Source organism: Dyadobacter sp. CECT 9275 (assembly GCF_907164905.1).
Lineage (GTDB): Bacteria > Bacteroidota > Bacteroidia > Cytophagales > Spirosomataceae > Dyadobacter > Dyadobacter helix.
The window spans coordinates 1,114,860-1,134,326 of record NZ_CAJRAF010000001.1 but is presented as its reverse complement, the minus strand read 5'-3'; the positions used below and the strand labels follow the sequence as shown (position 1 = coordinate 1,134,326).

Annotated in this window: 13 protein-coding genes; all 13 read right to left on the bottom strand. The window is 49.4% G+C overall.

The window, feature by feature from the left end; genetic code table 11:
- Positions 1-394 precede the first annotated feature (394 nt).
- A complete protein-coding gene (locus KOE27_RS29825; RefSeq protein WP_255573691.1) occupies positions 395-523 on the bottom strand; it encodes a hypothetical protein in 129 nt (42 codons plus the stop codon).
- A 119-nt stretch (positions 524-642) separates the two neighbouring features.
- The gene (locus KOE27_RS04645) at positions 643-2,985 is read right to left on the bottom strand and encodes a glycoside hydrolase family 95 protein (RefSeq protein WP_215237667.1); all 2,343 of its coding nucleotides are present in this window, start codon (positions 2,983-2,985) and stop codon (positions 643-645) included.
- Positions 2,986-3,043: 58 nt separating this feature from the next.
- Entirely contained in the window at positions 3,044-4,315 is a 1,272-nt protein-coding gene (locus KOE27_RS04640; RefSeq protein ID WP_215237666.1) for an alpha/beta hydrolase, read from the bottom strand.
- 10 nt (positions 4,316-4,325) lie between these two features.
- Positions 4,326-5,669: a Gfo/Idh/MocA family protein gene (locus KOE27_RS04635; protein ID WP_215237665.1), complete on the bottom strand. Its 1,344-nt coding sequence runs from the start codon at positions 5,667-5,669 to the stop codon at positions 4,326-4,328.
- Between the two features lie 27 nt (positions 5,670-5,696).
- Positions 5,697-6,509, bottom strand: a complete 813-nt coding sequence (locus KOE27_RS04630; RefSeq protein ID WP_215237664.1) for a sugar phosphate isomerase/epimerase family protein — start codon at positions 6,507-6,509, stop codon at positions 5,697-5,699.
- A 37-nt stretch (positions 6,510-6,546) separates the two neighbouring features.
- On the bottom strand, positions 6,547-7,758 hold the full coding sequence (locus tag KOE27_RS04625) for a TolB family protein (RefSeq protein WP_215237663.1): 1,212 nt from the start codon (positions 7,756-7,758) through the stop codon (positions 6,547-6,549).
- A 308-nt stretch (positions 7,759-8,066) separates the two neighbouring features.
- Positions 8,067-9,977, bottom strand: a complete 1,911-nt coding sequence (locus KOE27_RS04615) for a beta-L-arabinofuranosidase domain-containing protein (protein WP_215237661.1) — start codon at positions 9,975-9,977, stop codon at positions 8,067-8,069.
- Between the two features lie 66 nt (positions 9,978-10,043).
- Positions 10,044-10,805 (bottom strand): PIG-L deacetylase family protein, encoded by a 762-nt coding sequence (locus KOE27_RS04610; RefSeq protein ID WP_215237660.1) that lies wholly within the window; start codon positions 10,803-10,805, stop codon positions 10,044-10,046.
- A 54-nt stretch (positions 10,806-10,859) separates the two neighbouring features.
- Positions 10,860-11,672 carry a ThuA domain-containing protein gene (locus KOE27_RS04605; RefSeq protein ID WP_229252642.1) on the bottom strand — a complete coding sequence of 271 codons (813 nt, stop codon included), beginning with the start codon at positions 11,670-11,672 and terminating at the stop codon, positions 10,860-10,862.
- Between the two features lie 40 nt (positions 11,673-11,712).
- Positions 11,713-13,689: a c-type cytochrome gene (locus KOE27_RS04600; protein WP_229252641.1), complete on the bottom strand. Its 1,977-nt coding sequence runs from the start codon at positions 13,687-13,689 to the stop codon at positions 11,713-11,715.
- 53 nt (positions 13,690-13,742) lie between these two features.
- Entirely contained in the window at positions 13,743-15,560 is a 1,818-nt protein-coding gene (locus KOE27_RS04595; protein WP_215237659.1) for a family 16 glycoside hydrolase, read from the bottom strand.
- Positions 15,561-15,739: 179 nt separating this feature from the next.
- A complete protein-coding gene (locus tag KOE27_RS04590) occupies positions 15,740-17,230 on the bottom strand; it encodes an alpha-L-fucosidase (RefSeq protein ID WP_215237658.1) in 1,491 nt (496 codons plus the stop codon).
- Positions 17,231-17,270: 40 nt separating this feature from the next.
- Positions 17,271-19,454 (bottom strand): DUF7133 domain-containing protein, encoded by a 2,184-nt coding sequence (locus KOE27_RS04585; protein ID WP_229252640.1) that lies wholly within the window; start codon positions 19,452-19,454, stop codon positions 17,271-17,273.
- Positions 19,455-19,467: the final 13 nt, after the last annotated feature.

Genomic DNA, 19,467 nt, shown 5'->3' with positions numbered 1-19,467 from the left:
TATAAAATATGACAGGAGCTTTGAAGGAGACTGTTTCCAGGATACGAGACAATGTCACTTAATGGTCCGTCATAGTTTTTTATATGCCATATAGTGTTTTTTTGCGGCCTGTGCTTTCTTGGGAATTTGCGATTTGGTCTTATGACCTGGGTAGCTCTATAAATTAGTTCATCAAAGCAGTCGATTAGTCGGGCAAACTTTTGTTTGATAAGTGCCGGGATGATCAATTCATAACTTACTCTCAGATAGTCAGTTCGGTTAATTTTCCGGGCGTGGCACGGACCTTTGTAAGGCGCTATATCTAAATCTTCATCAGATAACCGAGCAAAGAAACGGTCCATTTCGCGCTGTAAGCCCTTCCGAAAGGTCATGATCAACACTAAATTCTTGACTGTCAGTTTTCTGCGCCTCCATACTCCGTAAGGCTCTCCTTCTCGATGGAAAGCCAAAAATCCTTGATTTTCAAACTCATGGAGGTCCGGCGCTGCGGTGTATTTTCGTTTACCTTGTTTCTATATTCCATTTCAAAATCATCTTCCACTCTCTTATACTATGTCCAATTTAATACTTTAATACAATATACGCAGACTTTAATTCCCGAAGTCAACGACATTGCCCTATTGCCTCCTTCTACCGCCCTCCTCAAAAAATAACCTTCCGAGCACCCGATTTTTTGAAATCAACGACCCTCACATGCTCTTTGTACTTCACGGAATATTTACCGGGCCGGTCTGCCTTGATAACCAGATCGGTCAGTTTGCCGGCTTTCCAGGTGATGTCGATCGTGTAGCCACCCTGCCCTCTTAAACCTTTGACGGAGCCTTCTGTCCAGCTGGAAGGAAGTGCGGGCAAAATATGAAGTTCACCATTGTGAGACTGTAGCAGCATCTCAGCTATCGCGGCCGCACCTCCGAAATTTCCGTCGATCTGGAAAGGCGGGTGGGTATTAAAGAGATTATTCACTGTGCTTCTTTGCAGCAGCACCTGCAGGTGATCACCGGCCTTGTCGCCGTCGAGCAGGCGCGCATAAAAATTGGTGATCCATGCCCTGCTCCATCCTGTCTGCCCGCCCCCGTTAGAAAGGCGCCGGGCGATTGTCTTCCTGGCAGCTTCAAATAGCATGGGATCTTTCGGAGAAATCAGGTTCAGGGGATGTAAACCCAGCAGGTGGGAAATATGCCGATGGCCCGGTTCCGCCTCCTCATAATCCTCGATCCACTCCTGCAAAGTTCCGTTTGCGGCCACTTTAAGGGGAGGAAGCTGTTTCTGAGCTCGTTTCACCTTACTGACCAGATCGGTATCCAGTTTCAGAATTTCTGCCGATTTTAAATAATAATTGAATAATCCATGAATAATCTCCGTGTCGATTGTAGCAGCATACGACAGTTGTGAACGCTCCTTTTTATCGGTTCCGGGTACAAAAAAGGCATTTTCCGGGGAATGAGAAGGGTTTGTTACAAGGTAACCCTCCGGGGATTTGATCAGAAAATCCAGAACAAATTCCACAGATCCTTTCAGAACCGGATACGCCGTTTTTCGCAGATAATTAATATCGCCGGTGAATGCATAGTGTTCGTACAACGGAAAAGTCATCCACGGGCCCGCCATGGGTGATACACCCCAGACCCCGTCTGCCACTCCTGTCCTTCCAAACGGGTCGGTCAAATGATGCAGCGTCCAGCCCCTAGCCTTGTACATTTCTTTGGCCGTAACGCCGCCCGGACCGGTGATCTTTTCCATAAAATGGATCAGGGGATCGGCCGTTTCCGACAGATTCCCCGATTCAGCCGGCCAATAGTTCATTTGCAAATTGATGTTCGTATGGAAATCGGCATTCCACGGTGCTTCATAACTTTCGTTCCAGATTCCCTGCAAATTGGCAGGCAAACGGCCCGGTTTCCGCGAAGAAGCCATCAGCAGGTATCTTCCATACTGGTAATACAGGGCGATCAGGTCCAGGTCCACCCCACCCGCTTTTACCCGGTTCAGCCGCTCGTCGGTGGGAAGATCGCTGTTTGCCTGCGCGCCCAGCTTCAGACTCACGCGATCAAAAAAAGCGCGGTGGTCAGCAAGATGGATTTTTCTCAACAGCGTTTCGGACTTTCCGGCGTTCGCAGCTAATTTAGACTTGCAAATTGCAAGCGGATCTATTGAAGCATCACAATCCAGCTTTTCAATATTGTAATCTGTAGCGCCTGTCAGCACGATCACCAGCTTTTTCGCACCGGTAATCCTGAACCCCGAAGTACTGGCTGATTGCAGCGCCGAAGTATTGCCATCTGTTTCCAGTAACTTCATGGCCGTTGCGAATCGCATGTGCTTTCCTCCGGGTCCTACCCGCTTGTCTTCCTTGTCATTGATCTGGCCTTCAAAAAAAGCAATTCCTGCACTGCTTTGGTAACTGTTCACATCCCGTTCCCTGTTCAGATAAATATCCATGTCAACCGGTTGCGTGGCTGTGATCGTCAGTACCATCACATCACCCGGAGCCGAAACATACACGTCCTGCACCACTCTATTCCCTTGGACCGTAAATTCGGTCCTGGAAATACCGGAAGAAAGCGTGAGGCTCCGCCGGTAGCTTTCAGGTTGTCCTTTAAAAGGATATTCGATAAACAGGTTTCCGAGCGGCTGATAGGAACGCACCCGCGGAGGCGTACCCACCATGTATTGATCCGCCAGCGATACCGCGTTTTTATATTCTCCTTTGAAAATCGCCTGCTGTATCTCCCCCAGATGTGCCGCCGATTGCGGATTGTTGTTATTGATCTTGCTCCCGGCCCATACACTCTCTTCGTTGAGCTGGATCAGTTCCTTGTCGTAGCGCCCGTGCACCATTCCTCCCAGCCGGCCATTGCCTACAGGTAATGCATCGGTCCACTCTTTGGCGGGTGCCTTGTACCACAGAACCTTGTCATCCTGCGCAAGGGCACGGAAACTGGTGAGGATTAGAATAACAAAAGGGGCGTAGGATCTTAGCTTCATTGAACAATATTGAAAACGAAAATGGATTTATGAGCAATCAGGGCTTTGCAAGCCGTTGTTACATTTTTTTCTTAAAGTACCTGTCGGCAAAGTTGAGAAAATATTGCCAATCAATACGTGTTAATTCGTGATCACCTTTCCTTAAATGGTAGCCCAATACTCCGGCTCCGGCATTTTGTCCGACGTCGGGCTGCCGATTGCTTTCCAGTCCTCTGAGCCCGTATAAATGATAAGCAGGACTTGCGTGATAAAGAGACAAAAATTCCCCCCGCGGATCCGCCCATGTGTCTTCCACAGCGCTTGCCACATACACGGGTCTAGGCGCCATCAGGGCAATCAGTTCATGCGCATCCACAGGCAAATCATTTTCGTGCCCACTAAATTCGCTGAAATTCTCACAAAACCAGTATGGCACCGCTCTGGTGAGGTCTGCAATCGTTTCTCCAAAATTTCGTCGGTACAATGATGCACCTCCTTCTCCGGAATTGTTGGAAATGACCATCGCAAATCTTTTATCCAGCGCTCCGGCCCAGAGCGCAGCTTTACCCAGTCGCGAATGTCCCAGCACTGCAACTTTTTTGGCATCTACCTGCGTGTCCGTGACCAGGTAATCCATGACACGGCTCAGGCCCCATGACCAAGCCGCTATACCTCCCCAATCGCCTGGCCCGGGTTTGCGAAACATCGCATGGATATCATCTGGCGATCTTTCCGGACGGTCCAGTTCCACATCTCCCTGATAAACCGTCGCCAGGCCATACCCCCGCTGCAATATCTCTTCAACCGGCCAGCGTTCGGCCCGGGAGCCCCTACTGGCTGCCGTAGCATAATGATTTTCTATCCCGCGCACCTTGTCGTATCTCATCCAGCGCTGACTTATGGTTATACCGGAATCGGCACAAACAGAGTGATTTCCTTCGAAATTGAGAGCTAAAAATACCGGAAAAGGTTTTCGTGTGCCCGCAGGCAAATAAAGAAGGATATCAATTTTGGGTTTGTCCTTTTGAGAAAAGAAAACTGTGATTTGTTTTCTAATGGCCTTCCCGTTTAAGGCTTTCTGGTCGACAGAGGTGACGGCAATTCTTGGAGGAAGTTTGCGCACCGGTGTTTTTCCAAAAATATAGTCCTCAAACGCGGCGAGAATTTCAGGCCGGCGCACGCGCTCCCAGTCCCGCACGTTTCGCACCAGCTTTCCTGAATTTGTCCTGAGCAGTTCTGGCAAAACATAGGCATTCACTTTGCGCTCATCTTCATTGGTCTCCATTTCCTGAGCACAAACAGAAAAGCTAAGAAGCAGAGCGGTGAGGCCGAAAAGCACGGTGGTTTTCATAGGTACGCAATTAAATCTTCGGCTCCCATCCCGGCTCATAGGCCCTGGTCCAGAGTTTCATCGCCTGCTGATCCTGGATGTGCCCGTTTTCGGGATCGGTTTTCAGAAATTTACCAGTACGGTACGAAATGTTGGCCAGATGACTCAACAGCGTACTTCTTACCCCATCTGCAATGGTCGAGTTTTGCTTTTCAGTACCGCGCACCGCATTGAAAAAGTTGACGATATGCCGTGTGGACATATCTCCGCCACCGCCCAGCGCAGTGCCCGCCTCCTTCCCTTTCGCCTGACTGTCTCTGATTAGCTTGCCCATCCGATCGTATAACCGGAAACCTCCCCGATCCACAAACACCGTCCCTTCCGTTCCATAAATGATGGTACCCCGTCCAGCACCATAGGTCGTATACGCGCTGCGGCTTTTGCAGTCCCATCTGATCACTTTGTTGCCAGGAAACCGATACGTAACATCCATCGTATCATACATCGTCCATCCGTCATTTACGAAATGCCGTTTGGAGCCCCGTGCCTCAACCAGCTCCGGAAAGTCTACCTGCAGGGCCCACCTTGCAACATCCAGTTCATGCGTACCATTATTGCCCGCTTCGGCAGTTCCGAAATCCCAGCCGTACCAGTGCCAGTTGTAATCCCATGTGTCGTGCATATACTTTTTTCTGGGCGATGGCCCCTGAAACAGATCCCAGTCCAGCCCGTTGGGTACCGGAGCTGTTTTGGAGACGGGTGTTTCCTCCCTGTCGCTCGAGTAAAAAGCAACCGCCTCGTAGGCTTTACCGATCACACCGTTGTGAATGTCCCTGACAATCTCTACCGACTCCGCTGCAGAACGCTGCTGGTTGCCCATCTGGATGATTTTCTCATATTTTTTCTGCACCGCGACCAGCAACTCACCTTCCTTGGGATTATGGCTACATGGCTTTTCAACATATACATGCTTGCCGGCTTTCACCCCCATAATGGTTCCGGGTGCATGCCAGTGATCGGGCGTAGCGTTGATGAGTACATCGATGTCTTTATCTTCACAAACCTTTCTGAAATCATTTTCCAGATTCGGTTTATAATCGATGTGTTTTGCAAATTCCCCCGCAGCCCTGATTCGCTGCCGTTCCATGACGTCGCACAAGGTCACCAGTCGTACGTTGCTTGTTTTAAGCGAAACGGGTTCAAAATAGGCATCAAGCCGCCGACCCAAACCAGCGATCGCAACATTTAGCCGGTCATTGGCACCGATAACCCTCGCATAACTTGCTGCGCTCATTCCTTTGATCACGCCGCCAAAAACAAGGGCGCCGCTGCCCACAGCAGTCTTTTTAATAAAATCCCTCCGGGAGTTTTTCATTTTTTCCAAACTGAAAAATTGTTTATCCTATTTCGCACAGACACCCTTGAAATAACCGACCGACTCGGCGATTCCCACCAGCGGGTCCTCCATATCTTTTTCGTATTCCAGGCTGCACATGCCACTGTATCTGATTTGTCTTAGTGCACCAACCAATGCGGGAATATGTATGACACCTCGCCCCAGTTCAACCGCCCTGCCCGCTGCGGAAGCTGCAGTCACATTTTTAAGATGAATATCGAAGATCCTGTCGGCATACTTTTTCAGGTCCGCCACCGGGTCGCTTCCAAAACGTATGTCATGCCCGATGTCCAGGCAGATCCCCATTCGGGGGTCCGTATTTTTGATCAGGTTATAGACCGAAAGCGCGTCGGTATAGCGTTTTTCGTCGGGACCATGGTTGTGTATCGCGTAGCGGACATTGTATTTCTTTACCTTTTTTTCGATCTCCGGAATATCTTTCAGGGCAGGGATTCCTACGATAAGTTGAGCACCTACCCGGGACGCATAATCAAAAGCCCCTTCAATATCTGTGTCGTCATCACCGATCGGTCCAACGGCGTAGCCTGTCACGCCGGCTTGTTTCAATTTTTGAAAGAATGCGGATATCTCATCGGAAGTACTGTTTAAGGGAAGGTGAAAGTCCTTGATACACAGATTCCTGACATCCACCCGCTTCATCATTTCCAAGGTCTGATCGAGGCTGAATTTATGAAAAGTATAGCCCGCCATACCTAACTGAAACGCATCCCTGGCAACGGGCCGTTCGGTTACTCCGGAACCCAGGCTCACCGCCAATACGCCACTGGTTTGCCTGATAAAATCTCTTCTTGAAGACATTTGCTGCTCGTTTAATTTTATACTACTCCGGTGGAAATCATCTTACAGGTTGCCAGTGCGGCCACATCGCGGCAGTTCCTTCTTTCATTTTTGTAATCTGCCGCTCGGCCTGACCTTTCAATTCCATCATGAAAAGCTGTCTGACTCCTTTTCTTTTCGATCCGTACAAAAGCCACTTTCCATCAGGTGAAGGCTTGGGATGATAATGAAGCGTACCTGGCTCCGAATGCGTAAGCCTGACTGGTCGCTGGCCGGGATAAATCTGAAAGAGCTCAACTGCGTTTTCCAAAATGGCAGTATAAAAAACGGACTTCCCATCCGCAGACCAGACCGGAACATCGCTGCTCCCTTCATGGTAGTCGAACACGTCCAAAAATTCGATCGATCCCTTGTAACCGTTCCGGTCAGCGAGTTTGACCGGATTTGGTCCATCGAAGTCTACCAGATACGGATCGCAGCTGGTGTTGCGTTCTCCGGAGACGAACAGCAAATACCGGCCATCCGGGGACCATTGTGGTGCAAAATTAAAATGGTTTCCCGTTTCGATCCTGCGCGCATCGGATCCATCCGATTTGGCAATATATACCTGATAATCTTTATGATAGGCTACATATCTCCCGTCTTTCGAAGCACTGAATCCATAGGTAAATCCGTCTATCGAACGGGTCAGATCGACTTTGTTTCTGCCATCACGATCCATTTTAAAAGGATGCGAAATATTGTTGATCAGTGCAGTGAAACCCAGTTTAGCTGAGTCTCCGGGCCAGAAAAATAGTCCTGTATTGGAGTAACTGACCCGATCCACTTGCGTGGGACTTGTGAGGGTGTTCCTTTCGATATCGAACAGATAGGAGTCATAACGCATATTTCCTTCCGTATTCCGGAAACTTTTGTTTTCTTCTTCCCACCGTGCATTTTCGGGACTCTTCCATCCGCTGCCGATAATAGCCAATTTCCCATCTGGCGACCAGCCTGCAAACTGGGTCATCGTATTGGGATCACTAATCAGTTGATTTGCAAGCTGTCTCCTTCCTTTGCCATTAGCCCCGACCACAGCAGCCCGCATGGTGTTCACATTTGGCTGTCTGCCACCCGGCAGATTGGTTCGCAATTCTGTGTAACCGATCAGGCAATCCGGGATTTTCTGACCATGTGTTTTGAAAACCAGACCTAACAGAAAAAACATGCTGAATGCCTTCCGCAGGAAAAACGCTGGTTTAGTTTTTTTCAAATTTTCCGATTCTGTCATCTCGAACTATGTATATTCACCCAAACAATTCGGTTCAAAATGAAAAACAGAATATTTCAAACCAAATAGGCCTGGGTTTCAGTAAAAATTGGTTTTAGCCATTTGCCAGATTTTCGTGTTTCTGATCTCCACCTTACCCGAACCGGAAAACATCTAGCACAGCGTACTGTCAGCAAGCGTCGGGTATACTCTCTGCGTATTGCACTGGCGGCCATTGGCAAATTCTTCAATGATGTACTCATGGACAAACATCAAGCCTGAGATTCGCCCCTCTCACTTTTCACTTTTTACTTCTCACATTTTACTTTTCACTTCCCCATAAACAATTCATCATCAACAGCCGCGCTGAGATCTGCCAGACGGAAATACGTTGCCCTACCGCCCGGATCGCTGAATTCGGTCAGCAACAGTTCCATGTCTGTGGGATTACTTCCAGGACCCATCGTCCAGCCTTCTCGCCAGGCCTTGATTTTTAACGAGATGCCATCCGGACGAATGGTATTATCTTTTTCAACCTCGCTTATCGATGCGGGATCCAGTACCATACGCCCCAGGTCAAAGCCATTCAGGTTAGCGGACGGATCAACCTCTTTGTTGGGTTTGTCCACGCCGGGATTCCGATCCGGATTGAGGCAAAAAAGAACAGGTCCCCGCATGATTGCAACGCGCCCCGCCTGGCGCTGACGTCCCCTGACGAGTCGCGGCTCCATGGGCATCTCCAGCACCACTTCGTCTCCCGCCGACCATTTTCTTTCTATCACTGCCTGGCTGCCGGCCTGCACTTTCCCGGTCCAGCCGGAACCGTTTATCGAAATCCTGGCGGTTTTTGCCCATGCAGGAATTCTTAAATTCAATGCAAAGGATGCTGCTTTCGAGGGAGAAACCCTGATTATGACTTTGCCATTGTTAGGGTAATCCGTTTGTTGTTCGAGCTTTACACGCCCCACAGACGGCAGATCAATGCTGGCCGAAGAAGCAGTATATAAGTTGATGCTGACACCATTCCGGCCTGCCCCTGCACCCCGGTAATAGATCATGAAGGGGAGTTCTGACACAATTCTCCGGTAGTTGTTAGGGCAGCAATAACCTTCCTCTTGAAAGTATTTGCGGGGACCAACCAGCGGCGCGTAATAACGGATCTGGGCGCCTTCGGGCGACTGGGCGGCAAACAGCGTATTGAAGATCGTCCTTTCCATCAGATCGCCGAATCTTGATTCTCCGAAAAGCCGGAAAAGATTTTCGTAAACCCGGATCTGATATGCGGATGCGCAGGTCTCCCCCAATGCATTTTCCCCATCCTGATCATTTGTCCAGGCCTCCCACTGCCCAACCGCTCCGGATACAACGGCACCATTACCATTCGTGAGAAAATCAATTGCCTTGTTGGTCTGGCTAAGCAACTGACGGTCAGTATTGAGCCGGTAAAGTTCAAGCTGTGACAGACACATGCCCAGAAAACCATATACATGGCCGTTCAGTCCGAGCCGGCGGCCGATTTCAATGTCCAGGTTCCAGTCTTTCAGCTTCTTTTGCTGCAAAGAAAAATCCAGGTACTTCCTGTTGCCCGTCAGGCGGTACAACGTCAGCATGGCACGATCCAGTCCGGTCATGGCCTCGAACAGATTCACGCCCGTATTCTTCTCCCAACCGGCAGGCATTTTTGCCCAGTTGGCCATAATATAGTCGGCTGTTCTGGTGGCGGCATCAAGTGATTTTTTATTTCCAAACAATTGATAATCTGTCAGTAAACCAAAAGTAATATAGCTCATTTCGTGCACGTCCCAAAGCACCCACATGCGCTGCGGTTTTATAAACATGCCGATGTATCCATCCTGCTCCTGCGTTGCAATCAGCTGATCCACCAGCTGATTCTTGATACGGATGGTTTTCGGGTCCATGGAATGGGCAGCCATTTTAGTTACGGCGTCGATCAGCATGCCGGTTCCCACAAAGCCCTCGGAGCGTTTTTTGTTATGGAACGGTTCAATAAAATACTTTTCGAGGTGCAGACTTTCCAGATTGTCATGTTCCGTAATACTGATACGCCTGCCCATTTCGCCGCCCACCTTTATCCGGCTCGCATCGACAGGCAGAAATACATCCCGGACTTCCGGTTTAACCAAATCCCCGATGACTGTCCTGGAAACTTGTGAAAACCCTTCAAAACCGCTACACCACGATGCGCCCAGTAACAGATATTTGATAATTCGTTGTGTCATTCAAAACGCTGTAATAGACATGTATACCTTATGATGGATTGATAATCAGTCAATTTCGGACAATTATCAAAGAATACTTTCCCCCTCGTTCACAAACCTTACAAAGCCTTCAGCCGCTTTGGTACCAATACTCATGCCCCGAAAATCTTCCATCATTCCGTGATCCCTCTGATAAAATTCCAGTGAAACAAAACCCTGGCTTTTGTGACAAAACACAGCCCTTCTTTTCTGCGCCTGCGTTTCCGAGATATCGACATAATCCGTAGGGTGAAAATTCCGGGTTTGCCTTCCGGTACAGACTTCATAGAAATACAGGGGGAATTTTCCTCCCATATCAATGTAAGCACGCTGGGTCATGATGCTGGCAGCCAGATGATCTTTGTGGGAATCAATCGGCCAATGGGTAAACAGCATATCCGGATTTTCATCTTCAATCAGCTTCCTGATTTTTCCGTACCACTCGTTCGTCACGACCGACGCACCGTCGACCTGGCCCGCAAATACAGGTTTCGCTCCGAGGATTTCGCAGGCCTGCTTCGCTTCGGCGGTACGAATGGCAGCGGCTTCCGAATGGCTTTTTCCAGGAATTCCCGCATCTCCGTTTGTCAGATAAATGATCGTGACTTTGTGTCCGGCTTTGGCAAATTTTGCAAGTGTACCGCCACAACCGGTTTCAGGATCATCAGGATGGCCTCCTACGCAGACAATACTGAGCGTGGCGACAGTTCCTCGTATAGGGGAATCGACATAAGCGGAAAGCGGCAGAAAAGCCATTCCCTTCACGGATGCGCGAACAAAATTGCGCCGGGTCACTTCTTTTTCAGACATCGTATATCAGGCAAACTCAATTTGTATCAGTAGTTTTAAAAGACACGAACCGCTCTATTCTTTTGATTTATCTGCATGAAAATGAGCCGGAATTTTTCTTTTTTTTAAAGCATACTGAATACCTCCGAACAAATGTTTCAGATATACCGGATTGCTATACAAATCTTCCCTGTGACCAAATGCGGTATAAAATGATCTCCCGCCGTCGAATTCATGGTACCAGGACATCGGATGAAAGTCCCCCATGTCCCCGCCTTCATAGGCTTTTTCATCAATGGTCAACAGGACTTTGATATCGGGGTTAAGATTTCCGAAATTGTACAATTCGTCTTTAATCCACCAGTGTTCGGGGAACCCTTTCATCGAAATATGATCCCTGCTCACAACCGTGGTTTGAACCGTATCCTGGTCGGGATGGCCCGTAAACCAGGCACCCGAAAGGGCTGTGTACCAAGGCCATTGATGATCTGTATCCGTTGCTGCATGAATACCCACGTATCCTGCCCCGGCCCTGATAAATCTCTCAAACGCGGCTTGCTGATTCGCGTCCAATACACCTCCCGTGGTATTAAGGAATAGCACGGCCCCGTATTTCTTTAAATTTTCATCGGTAAAAAGCGCGGCATTTTCCGTGGTATCAACCGAAAATCCGTTTTGCCTGCACAGCTTCACAATGGCGGCTTTCCCAACTGGTATCGACGAATGCCGGAATCCTGCCGATTTAGAAAAAACGAGAAGGCGTTTCTCGGGTTTGACAGCCTGCGCCAGAACCCGCTCCGAAACGCCCGCGCACATCAACAGTAAACAGAGGATGGCCCACACCCTTACAGGAATTGGAAAGTGGGCTGGATGCGTCGTATTCAACATATGGTTAAGGGTTTAGGAAATTGAAGTAGCAAAAAGAGGTTTAGTTTTTTGACAGCGAATTGATCCATGCCGCAATCCTGAGGGCATCCGATTTGGGCACTTGAGGCATGGGAGGCATTTCCGTAGCAAAGTCCGGCCAGTTTTTAGGTTTTGGATTATATATCAGCTCTACGATTTGTTCATTGGTATAATTCTTCTGCGCGACTGAGGCATAGGCCGGACCCACCTGGCGCTTGTCAGCACTATGGCAAGCCAGGCATGTGTATTTGCCAAGCAGCGGTTTGATCTCCTCAAAAGTAGGAACACGGTTCCGGGCAGATGTAGGCTTGCCGGTTAGTTTTGCAGGAATACCCGAGCCATCCTGTTCTTTTGTGCTCAATTCCGAAAAACTCAACTTCTCGCCATCCGGAATATTATTGAGAGTATAATAGGCCAACGGATGTACCAGCATGTAGGCCCCTTCGGCGCTTTTCACACCCGGCAGGCGGATCTCGTGAATATAATACGGTCGCAGGTTGTCAACAACGATGCGCGCTTTGAGTCCATCAGGGGATAATTTCACACCCTTAACCTTATTAACCTGCTGATTTACCGGCGGACTTCCGTACACGGGGTGGTATTTGTAGATAAAGCTCGAAACGTTATAGGAAGCGGGGTTTGCGGCGCTTCTGCTATCGGCCGGTTTGGTAAATTCGATCTCAAAACCATCCGGCATGGCCCGCACTGCCTTCATTTCAAATGGATCCTGGCCGCTCCAGGCGAGGCGTTCAAGCCCCTGCAATGCATTGCCGGATGCACCCCAGCCACGGCTGGTTTCTCCTACAAACAAGGAGCCGTCACCAGCCCAGGCCATACGCAGCACACCTGAGTTGAAGCCCGAACGGAAGTCAAAGGCCGCACCCTGGTATTCTCCTTTGACCTTTTCCATAAATACCCGCATGATCTTGCTCTGCCCCTGGTCTCCGATCAGGATTTGTCCGCCAAAAGCCCCGAAAGCATTGTCCGGGATTTTGACGAGCTCCGAATTGGAAACACCGAATATGCCGTGCGGAAGCCATACTGCGGGTGTCTGCAAGGCAGGAAATTTGTCTTTCAGTGTATAGAGAGGTATAATCCTGTCATTCACATTGTTTTCCGGTTTGATCCACTCCCCATTGCCGCCTCGCTTTTTACGGGGGTCTACAATGGCGTACACATCGTCCTTTAAAATTTTAACCGGTGAATTGGGTTGCCCCGACCATTGTAACCCTGCAGGATGCCCGGTCCAGGCCCCTTTTTTCAAATGCCATATTCCGCCCGAGCCGATCCAGTCACCCTGGTTGTCGGCGTAGAAGAGCTCACCGTCAATGATACCGAGTCCGCAGGGTGAGCGCATTCCCGTTGCCCACGGCTCCATTTTGTTTTTACCTGTGATATGCATCACCCACCCGCGCCATGGCACCCGACTTGCTCCGCTCCACCATTCCTCATCAAAGAAAGCGACGTTCGCAGAAACGAAAAACGTACCGTCGGCAGCGATTTTCGGTCCATAACTATACTCATGGTAATTGCCCGTGAGCGGCCATGCGTAGATTGTTTCGAAGGTGTCGGCCTTGCCGTCGGTACCCGTATCACTTAACTTAGATTTATCCGAATGCCCATCTTTATTGGTATCTGTAATTTTGGTCAGCTCGCCACGCTGAGCCGCATACAAGGCACCGTCCTTGTAGGCCAGCCCGAGCACCTCGTGCAGACCGCTCGCGAATTTCCGGAAATAAGGATACCGGGCAGTTGGGTTCTCAATGATATAAATATCTCCGCGACGCGTCGCCACAGCAAGATCACCATTCGGGATACTTGCCAGGCCCCCCACTTCCAATACGGCATCTTCCGGCGCTGTGACCGGAAATATTTTAAAATAATCTGTCTCTTCTGGAGATTCCTGAGCTGCCAGCCGGCAACAGGACAATATCAGTATTGTTGCGAAAACGAGTGTTGTCGGTTTATTTCTTACCAGATCGTACTTGATAAAATTCATTTGCGATGGGATTCAGGTTTAAATTGGATGAAATAAAACAGGTATCAGGAAAATCAAAACCATATCGAATAGGACAACTTGCCCTCATCCAATGGCACGATTAGTTCCTGCCCTCCCGATGACGATCTGATCAGCGGCTTCGGGACACTGCTATCCATTTTGATATAATACTGGCTGTCTCCGATCAGATAGGTGAGATCGTCCAGTTGTTCAATGACTGATCCCGAAGCCAGCAAAGCATACAGATCGGCTCCCGGATTTTGCACGGTGATCTCACGGTGGACGCCTTCGCCGGTGGATACGGGCCGGATTGCGTCGCTGACCGCCGCGCCCAATACCTCGTACCAAAAAGTTGGCTGATCCTGCGCATCTAGTGAGTACCCGCCCGGCGCATACCCCGTTCCGGTCGTGTCGGAAGGCCAGGGACTTGCCGACGTTTTCAGTCGGCATAGCGTCAGGCCTGGGGTGCCCAACCGGCTTAATACGCCTCGTGGCAGGGACGAACCGTTACCCCTGCCCCTCCACATGGGCGTAGCTTCCAGAAAGTCACCCCTCCATGATTGCAATAAAGTCCCAAAGTCCATGTCGTAGGTGTAATGAATGCCCGCCGGATCACCTACCGAAACTGCATGTGTGGCACGGTGCGTTTTGTCGCCTGCATTTCTTTCGGGCACATCCATGAAACTGCGTATCACCAACGGTGCAGGCGCATCGATGTAGACCGGCCCTTCCTGTTCATATCTTCCTGCTACGGCCCAGGTATCACCCGTAAATGTAGGCAGAAGCCTGGCTCCGGAAATGGTCAGACCGAGTGCGGGCTGGTCGTCCTGGTTTACTTTGGAATAAATAAGTTCAAAGGGCAATGCTCCGGCGGGTAATTCAGCGGAACGTGACTGCCGCCAATTAGGATTATCCCAATCAAATATTTCCTTTCCATCGATGGTTAATCTGGAAAAACCACCATCCGCGACCAGGAAAAGGTCGTATTTGGCCGCTTCACCAACTTCCAGAGTACCGGTGTAGCGAATCAAAAAGTTATTGGATCTGTCCGCTATTCCTGAAAAGAGGCTGGTCTGGTTTCCTTCCGATTGGGCCTTTGCGACCCTGAAATCCGGAATCTTCGTATTCTGGCCCTTATAAACCGCATAATGCAGGTGAGCGAGCGAGGGAGAGGGTGTGTCAAGCAGTTTGAAGCTGATGTTACGAAAAGCAACCCTGCCATGGTCTCCCTGAATGAGCAATGACCCTTTGGCGACCTCATTGGGTTGAACGGCACCGGCTGTCTGCCAGGGCAGCTCCACATTGTCATGGATCAATACCTCGTTCAGGTAAAGACTGACAACCCGCGCATTCTCCGTTTTTTTACCATTTGGGTCAAAACGGGGTGCTCTGAACCTGACTTTCATATGCTGCCAGAGTCCGGCTGCACGACTTGCATTTTGCCTTCCCGCCTGCCGGCCATAGATTGATCCGTTGTCGTTTTCACTAACCTTTCTGATCAGCCAGCTATCAAGCAACTGGATCTCGTAACGCCCCTGGAAGTAAATACCTGAATTTGAACCCAGTGCCATCATATAGTCGAGTTCCAGTTCGAGATCTCCATGTTCGGCAACAGTTTCCAGGTGTGTACCGCTTCCGACTTCCGAGGCATTTACTAAAATACCTTCACCCGGTTTGGCCTTTAGTTCGTTGTGCTTCGAAAGGTCCGCCGTTACCCCACCCACGATCCGCCAGTTATTACCCGGATTCTTAAAAAATCGTAAGTCGCTTAAAGAAACGGTCTGCGCATGGGCCTCACCGAACCACAGACTACTGATAATCAAGCAGAACCGAATCCACCAGAAAGAATTAAAACTGCGCTTAGAAAACATTTTTCAGGACTTAATAGATTGCTTTGAATATTTTATTTCTGCCTACTTGAACGATGCCGGGACAAAATATCTGAGCGAAATTCATCCGATTCCGCCCGATATCTGAAAAACAGCCACCAACCATGAACCTCCATTTATATTTCGATTTTACCCTCCCAAAAAAACCTGCATCATGCAGCTCATTTCCTTTTCAAGTCCGGGAAACGATATAGCCCTGTTTCCGCAATGAGCGGTGTAGCCAGCGCATCCTTTATCAACACCCTTATCTTTTTCGCTTTTTGGGGTGGAAACTTCAGAAGCCGTTTATAACCGATTGTTGCTCCGCGGGCCATTTCCTTCCATTTTTCCCCGTCAAACACTTCAATGGAAAAGGATTTAACCCGCTGCCCGAGCGGAATATATTCTTTCAGCATAAAACAATTGAATTCCGCTTCCTTCTCCAGTTCAAAAGTGATTACCTTGGCATTTGTGTTTTTCCCGTTATACCAATAGGTTTCGTCGTCACTGTCGGTAAGTTCGTAGGATGAGATCTTTACAGATCCCCCGTTTTCGCCTGCTGATATCTTACTGTCCGCGAGGAAATTGTGCTTATATCCTTCATCCAGATATGCTTTAAGTCCCATGAGGTTGGTAGAATCGGTCGGATGGATTTTTCCCCGTTTGTCGGGCGGGAGGTTCAGGTTGAGGGAAGTTCCGTTTCCAACCGATTTGAAATAAATCTTCACCAGACTATCCACACTTTTCACTTTGTCGCTGTTCTCAGAATCATGGTAGAACCATCCCTTTCGAATGGACACATCCGTTTCGGCAGGCATCCAATACTTTCCATTCATATGCCCCTTCTCCCCCTCCCAGTCTTTCGTGGTCCCGGCCCAGGCCCTGGTAAATCCTTCCCGGGGACTGGGCGTATAAGTCGCCCAGCAGGTGTCATTGGAATAGCCCCCCTCGTTTCCAACCCAGCGTATATCCGGTCCGGCGTCGCTGAACACCGCCGCGTTGGGCTGCAGTTCGCGCACAATCTTCAAGGTTTTTTCCCATTCATAATAGTTACTCGCGTCTATCTTCCTGACTTCCCTTTTTCCTCCATAATACCCATCCCCGCCATTGGCCCCGTCGAACCAGATTTCGAAGATCTCGCCATACCCGGTAAGCAGTTCCCGGAGCTGGTTGCGGTAATATTCGACATATTTCGGTGTGCCGTAATCCGCATGATTTCTATCCCACGGTGATAAATATACGCCAAACTTAATACCATGTCTTTTACAGGCATCCGAGATTTCCCTGACTACGTCCCCCTTTCCGTTTTTCCATTTCGAGTTCTTTACAGAGTGTTCAGTGAACATGGATGGCCACAGACAAAACCCATCGTGGTGTTTGGCGGTAAGAATGGCTCCCTTGAAGCCCGCCTTTTTCAAAGTACCCACGATCTGATCCGCATCGAAATCGGTCGGATTAAAAACCGATTCCGCCTCATCTCCATAACCCCATTCCTTGTCGGTAAAGGTATTTACGGTAAAATGGAGGAATGCATAGTTTTCCAGCTTGTGCCAGGCGAGTTGTCTCTCACTGGGGAGAGCACCATATTTTTCAGGAGCCTCACCGGTCTTGTTACAACCTGTCACCCAAACAATTACTAAAAAAAAACAAACACTCAGGTACAATTTGTTCATCTTCTTAAACAGGGTTTAATTTCCCGGTGTGCCCGGATCGTTATTTTTCAAGGCCAAGTTCTTTCAAAGTCCACGCCCAGCGGTCGGGAACGGTCTTACGTATTCGCGTCACATCGGCAGTGCTCACCACCGATGCGCTGTTATCCAGGTTGGTACGTATGTAGCTGGTTACAGAAGCAAGCCATTCATCATTATTTGATTTCATTTCAGGCATCATTCCGGGATAAGTTTTGCCATCAACCGGCCCCATCAAACCATACATGACGATATTGATCAGGATATCTTTCTCCCCCCTTACCCTTGCCGATCCGCTAAGCGGTGGCGCAGCCATACCGCTCTCGCCCAGCTGTATACCTTTTCCATCGGCTCCGTGACAGGTTGAACAGAGCTCTTTAAAAATGACCGATCCTCTGGTAATCAGGGTGCTGTCAGCGGCGCTGAAACCTTTGGTATAGACCGCAAGGGGCTTCACCATTTCCAATACGCCCAGAGTCTGCCGCACGGTGGCGGTAAGCATTTCGTTTCCAGGGCTTTGATTAATAATATGGGCCAGTAATTCCCGCGATTTATCGTTGTTGACAAAGCGAAGTGATTGCGTGATCTGGATGCGCACATCATAGTCCGGATCGTCTTTGAGGGTTTCCAGCCAATTCTGTACCTCTGTATCACCTTTTTTCACGTAAGGTTCAAGTATCCTGATGGCAGCCTTCCGGAGTTGCGGGTGTTCGTCCTGAAGGACTTTTTTCAAAAAATCCTTTTCCACATAACCCAGTCCTTCCAATGTCCAGAGTGCGTGAAGACGGCCAAGGTGGTCTGCCTCTTTCTTTCCCGAAAACACGCCTGAAAGAAATGATGTGCGTCCCTCTGCCAACCTACGCAAATCTGGAATTACGTTCGCAGCGTTCCGTGAAATGAGAAGCACCTGGGCATTGTCACGTACCCAGCCATTTGCGTGAGACAAATAGCTGACAAGCTGTGAATCTGTTGCTTTCAGAAGAGGAAGTATTCTATCAGGCTTATAGTCATCGTGCACCAACCTGTAAATTCGTCCCCGACCGATGTTCTTATCAAGTTTTTTGCTCAATATCTGAGGCCTGAGATAGGATTTCGGGCCTGTCCAGGTACCCTCCTGAATAATACCCCGGTACATGTCCACAATATAGAGGCAGCCATCGGGTCCGGTCGCCGTGTTCACGGGACGAAAATTCATGTCTGTAGATGTGAGGAACTCGGTCTCACCCTCGTAAGCATTTTTCAACACCCTTTTACCATTCTGATTGGTAACCCTCGCGCGACGGATGAGCCGACCAACCGGTTCGGGAATAATATAATCGCCAACCAGATCAGCGGGAAGCCTGTTTCCTCTATAGATCGACTGACCGCAAGCACCTGTGAAATGATTCAGTGTACTATCTCCGCGCAAACGCTTAGCACCTCCTTCCACATCCGGGGTTGCGATAGCGGGCCATACCTTTTCGAAACCCTTTTCCCACTGATCCCGGTAAAACTCCAGTTCGCCGTAGGCCGGGTTCTGCTGAAAGCCAAACACCGGATTTTCGCTACCGGCGGCCGAGTAAAACAGCCTTCCATAATTGTCGTAGGTAAGTCCCCACTGGCCCCGGGAATGATCCGGCAGCGTGTCGGACCGGAGTTGGCCATTTTCGAAACGATACCGGATAGGCCCGTTGCTCACGTAAATCCAATTGTCTATGTTCCAGATCAATCCGCTTTCCTGATGTTCCAGATTGCGGTTATCGCGCTGGTCATCTTTGTAAACCAGTATCTTTTCATCTGCTTTTCCGTCGGCATTGGTGTCCCGGTAACTATACAAGTTTCCGGTATAGGTTTCGGCTACAATGAGCCGATCGTTCAGTGGAAGCATCATTCTTGGCAAAACCAGACTATCAATGAATACAGAGCTCTTATCCATTTTGCCGTCCCCGTTGGTATCTTCCAAAAGGGAGATCCTGCTGGTGGGAAGGTTCTCACCAGTGGCTTCAATGTCCTGCATGTAAGTTCGCATCTCCGCCACAAACAACCTGCCGTTGGCATCCCATACCATAGCAACCGGTTCTGAGATCATCGGCTCGCTGGCGACGAGTTCAAGATGATATCCTTCGGGTAAAGTGATCGAATGGATTGTTTCCTCCGGCGAAAGATATGCAGCGGAAGGGTACAGGTTTACTGCCTTCTTTTCTGGCGACCGGAATACGGTCGTTTTCATAGCCGTGGTACAA

What these genes read in the sequence shown, in the direction of transcription:
- KOE27_RS29825 (WP_255573691.1), bottom strand. Translation starts at nt 523, where the DNA reads ATGGAATATAGAAACAAGGTAAACGAAAATACACCGCAGCGCCGGACC.
- KOE27_RS04645 (WP_215237667.1), bottom strand. Translation starts at nt 2,985, where the DNA reads ATGAAGCTAAGATCCTACGCCCCTTTTGTTATTCTAATCCTCACCAGT.
- KOE27_RS04640 (WP_215237666.1), bottom strand. Translation starts at nt 4,315, where the DNA reads ATGAAAACCACCGTGCTTTTCGGCCTCACCGCTCTGCTTCTTAGCTTT.
- KOE27_RS04635 (WP_215237665.1), bottom strand. Translation starts at nt 5,669, where the DNA reads ATGAAAAACTCCCGGAGGGATTTTATTAAAAAGACTGCTGTGGGCAGC.
- KOE27_RS04630 (WP_215237664.1), bottom strand. Translation starts at nt 6,509, where the DNA reads ATGTCTTCAAGAAGAGATTTTATCAGGCAAACCAGTGGCGTATTGGCG.
- KOE27_RS04625 (WP_215237663.1), bottom strand. Translation starts at nt 7,758, where the DNA reads ATGACAGAATCGGAAAATTTGAAAAAAACTAAACCAGCGTTTTTCCTG.
- KOE27_RS04615 (WP_215237661.1), bottom strand. Translation starts at nt 9,977, where the DNA reads ATGACACAACGAATTATCAAATATCTGTTACTGGGCGCATCGTGGTGT.
- KOE27_RS04610 (WP_215237660.1), bottom strand. Translation starts at nt 10,805, where the DNA reads ATGTCTGAAAAAGAAGTGACCCGGCGCAATTTTGTTCGCGCATCCGTG.
- KOE27_RS04605 (WP_229252642.1), bottom strand. Translation starts at nt 11,672, where the DNA reads ATGTTGAATACGACGCATCCAGCCCACTTTCCAATTCCTGTAAGGGTG.
- KOE27_RS04600 (WP_229252641.1), bottom strand. Translation starts at nt 13,689, where the DNA reads ATGAATTTTATCAAGTACGATCTGGTAAGAAATAAACCGACAACACTC.
- KOE27_RS04595 (WP_215237659.1), bottom strand. Translation starts at nt 15,560, where the DNA reads ATGTTTTCTAAGCGCAGTTTTAATTCTTTCTGGTGGATTCGGTTCTGC.
- KOE27_RS04590 (WP_215237658.1), bottom strand. Translation starts at nt 17,230, where the DNA reads ATGAACAAATTGTACCTGAGTGTTTGTTTTTTTTTAGTAATTGTTTGG.
- KOE27_RS04585 (WP_229252640.1), bottom strand. Translation starts at nt 19,454, where the DNA reads ATGAAAACGACCGTATTCCGGTCGCCAGAAAAGAAGGCAGTAAACCTG.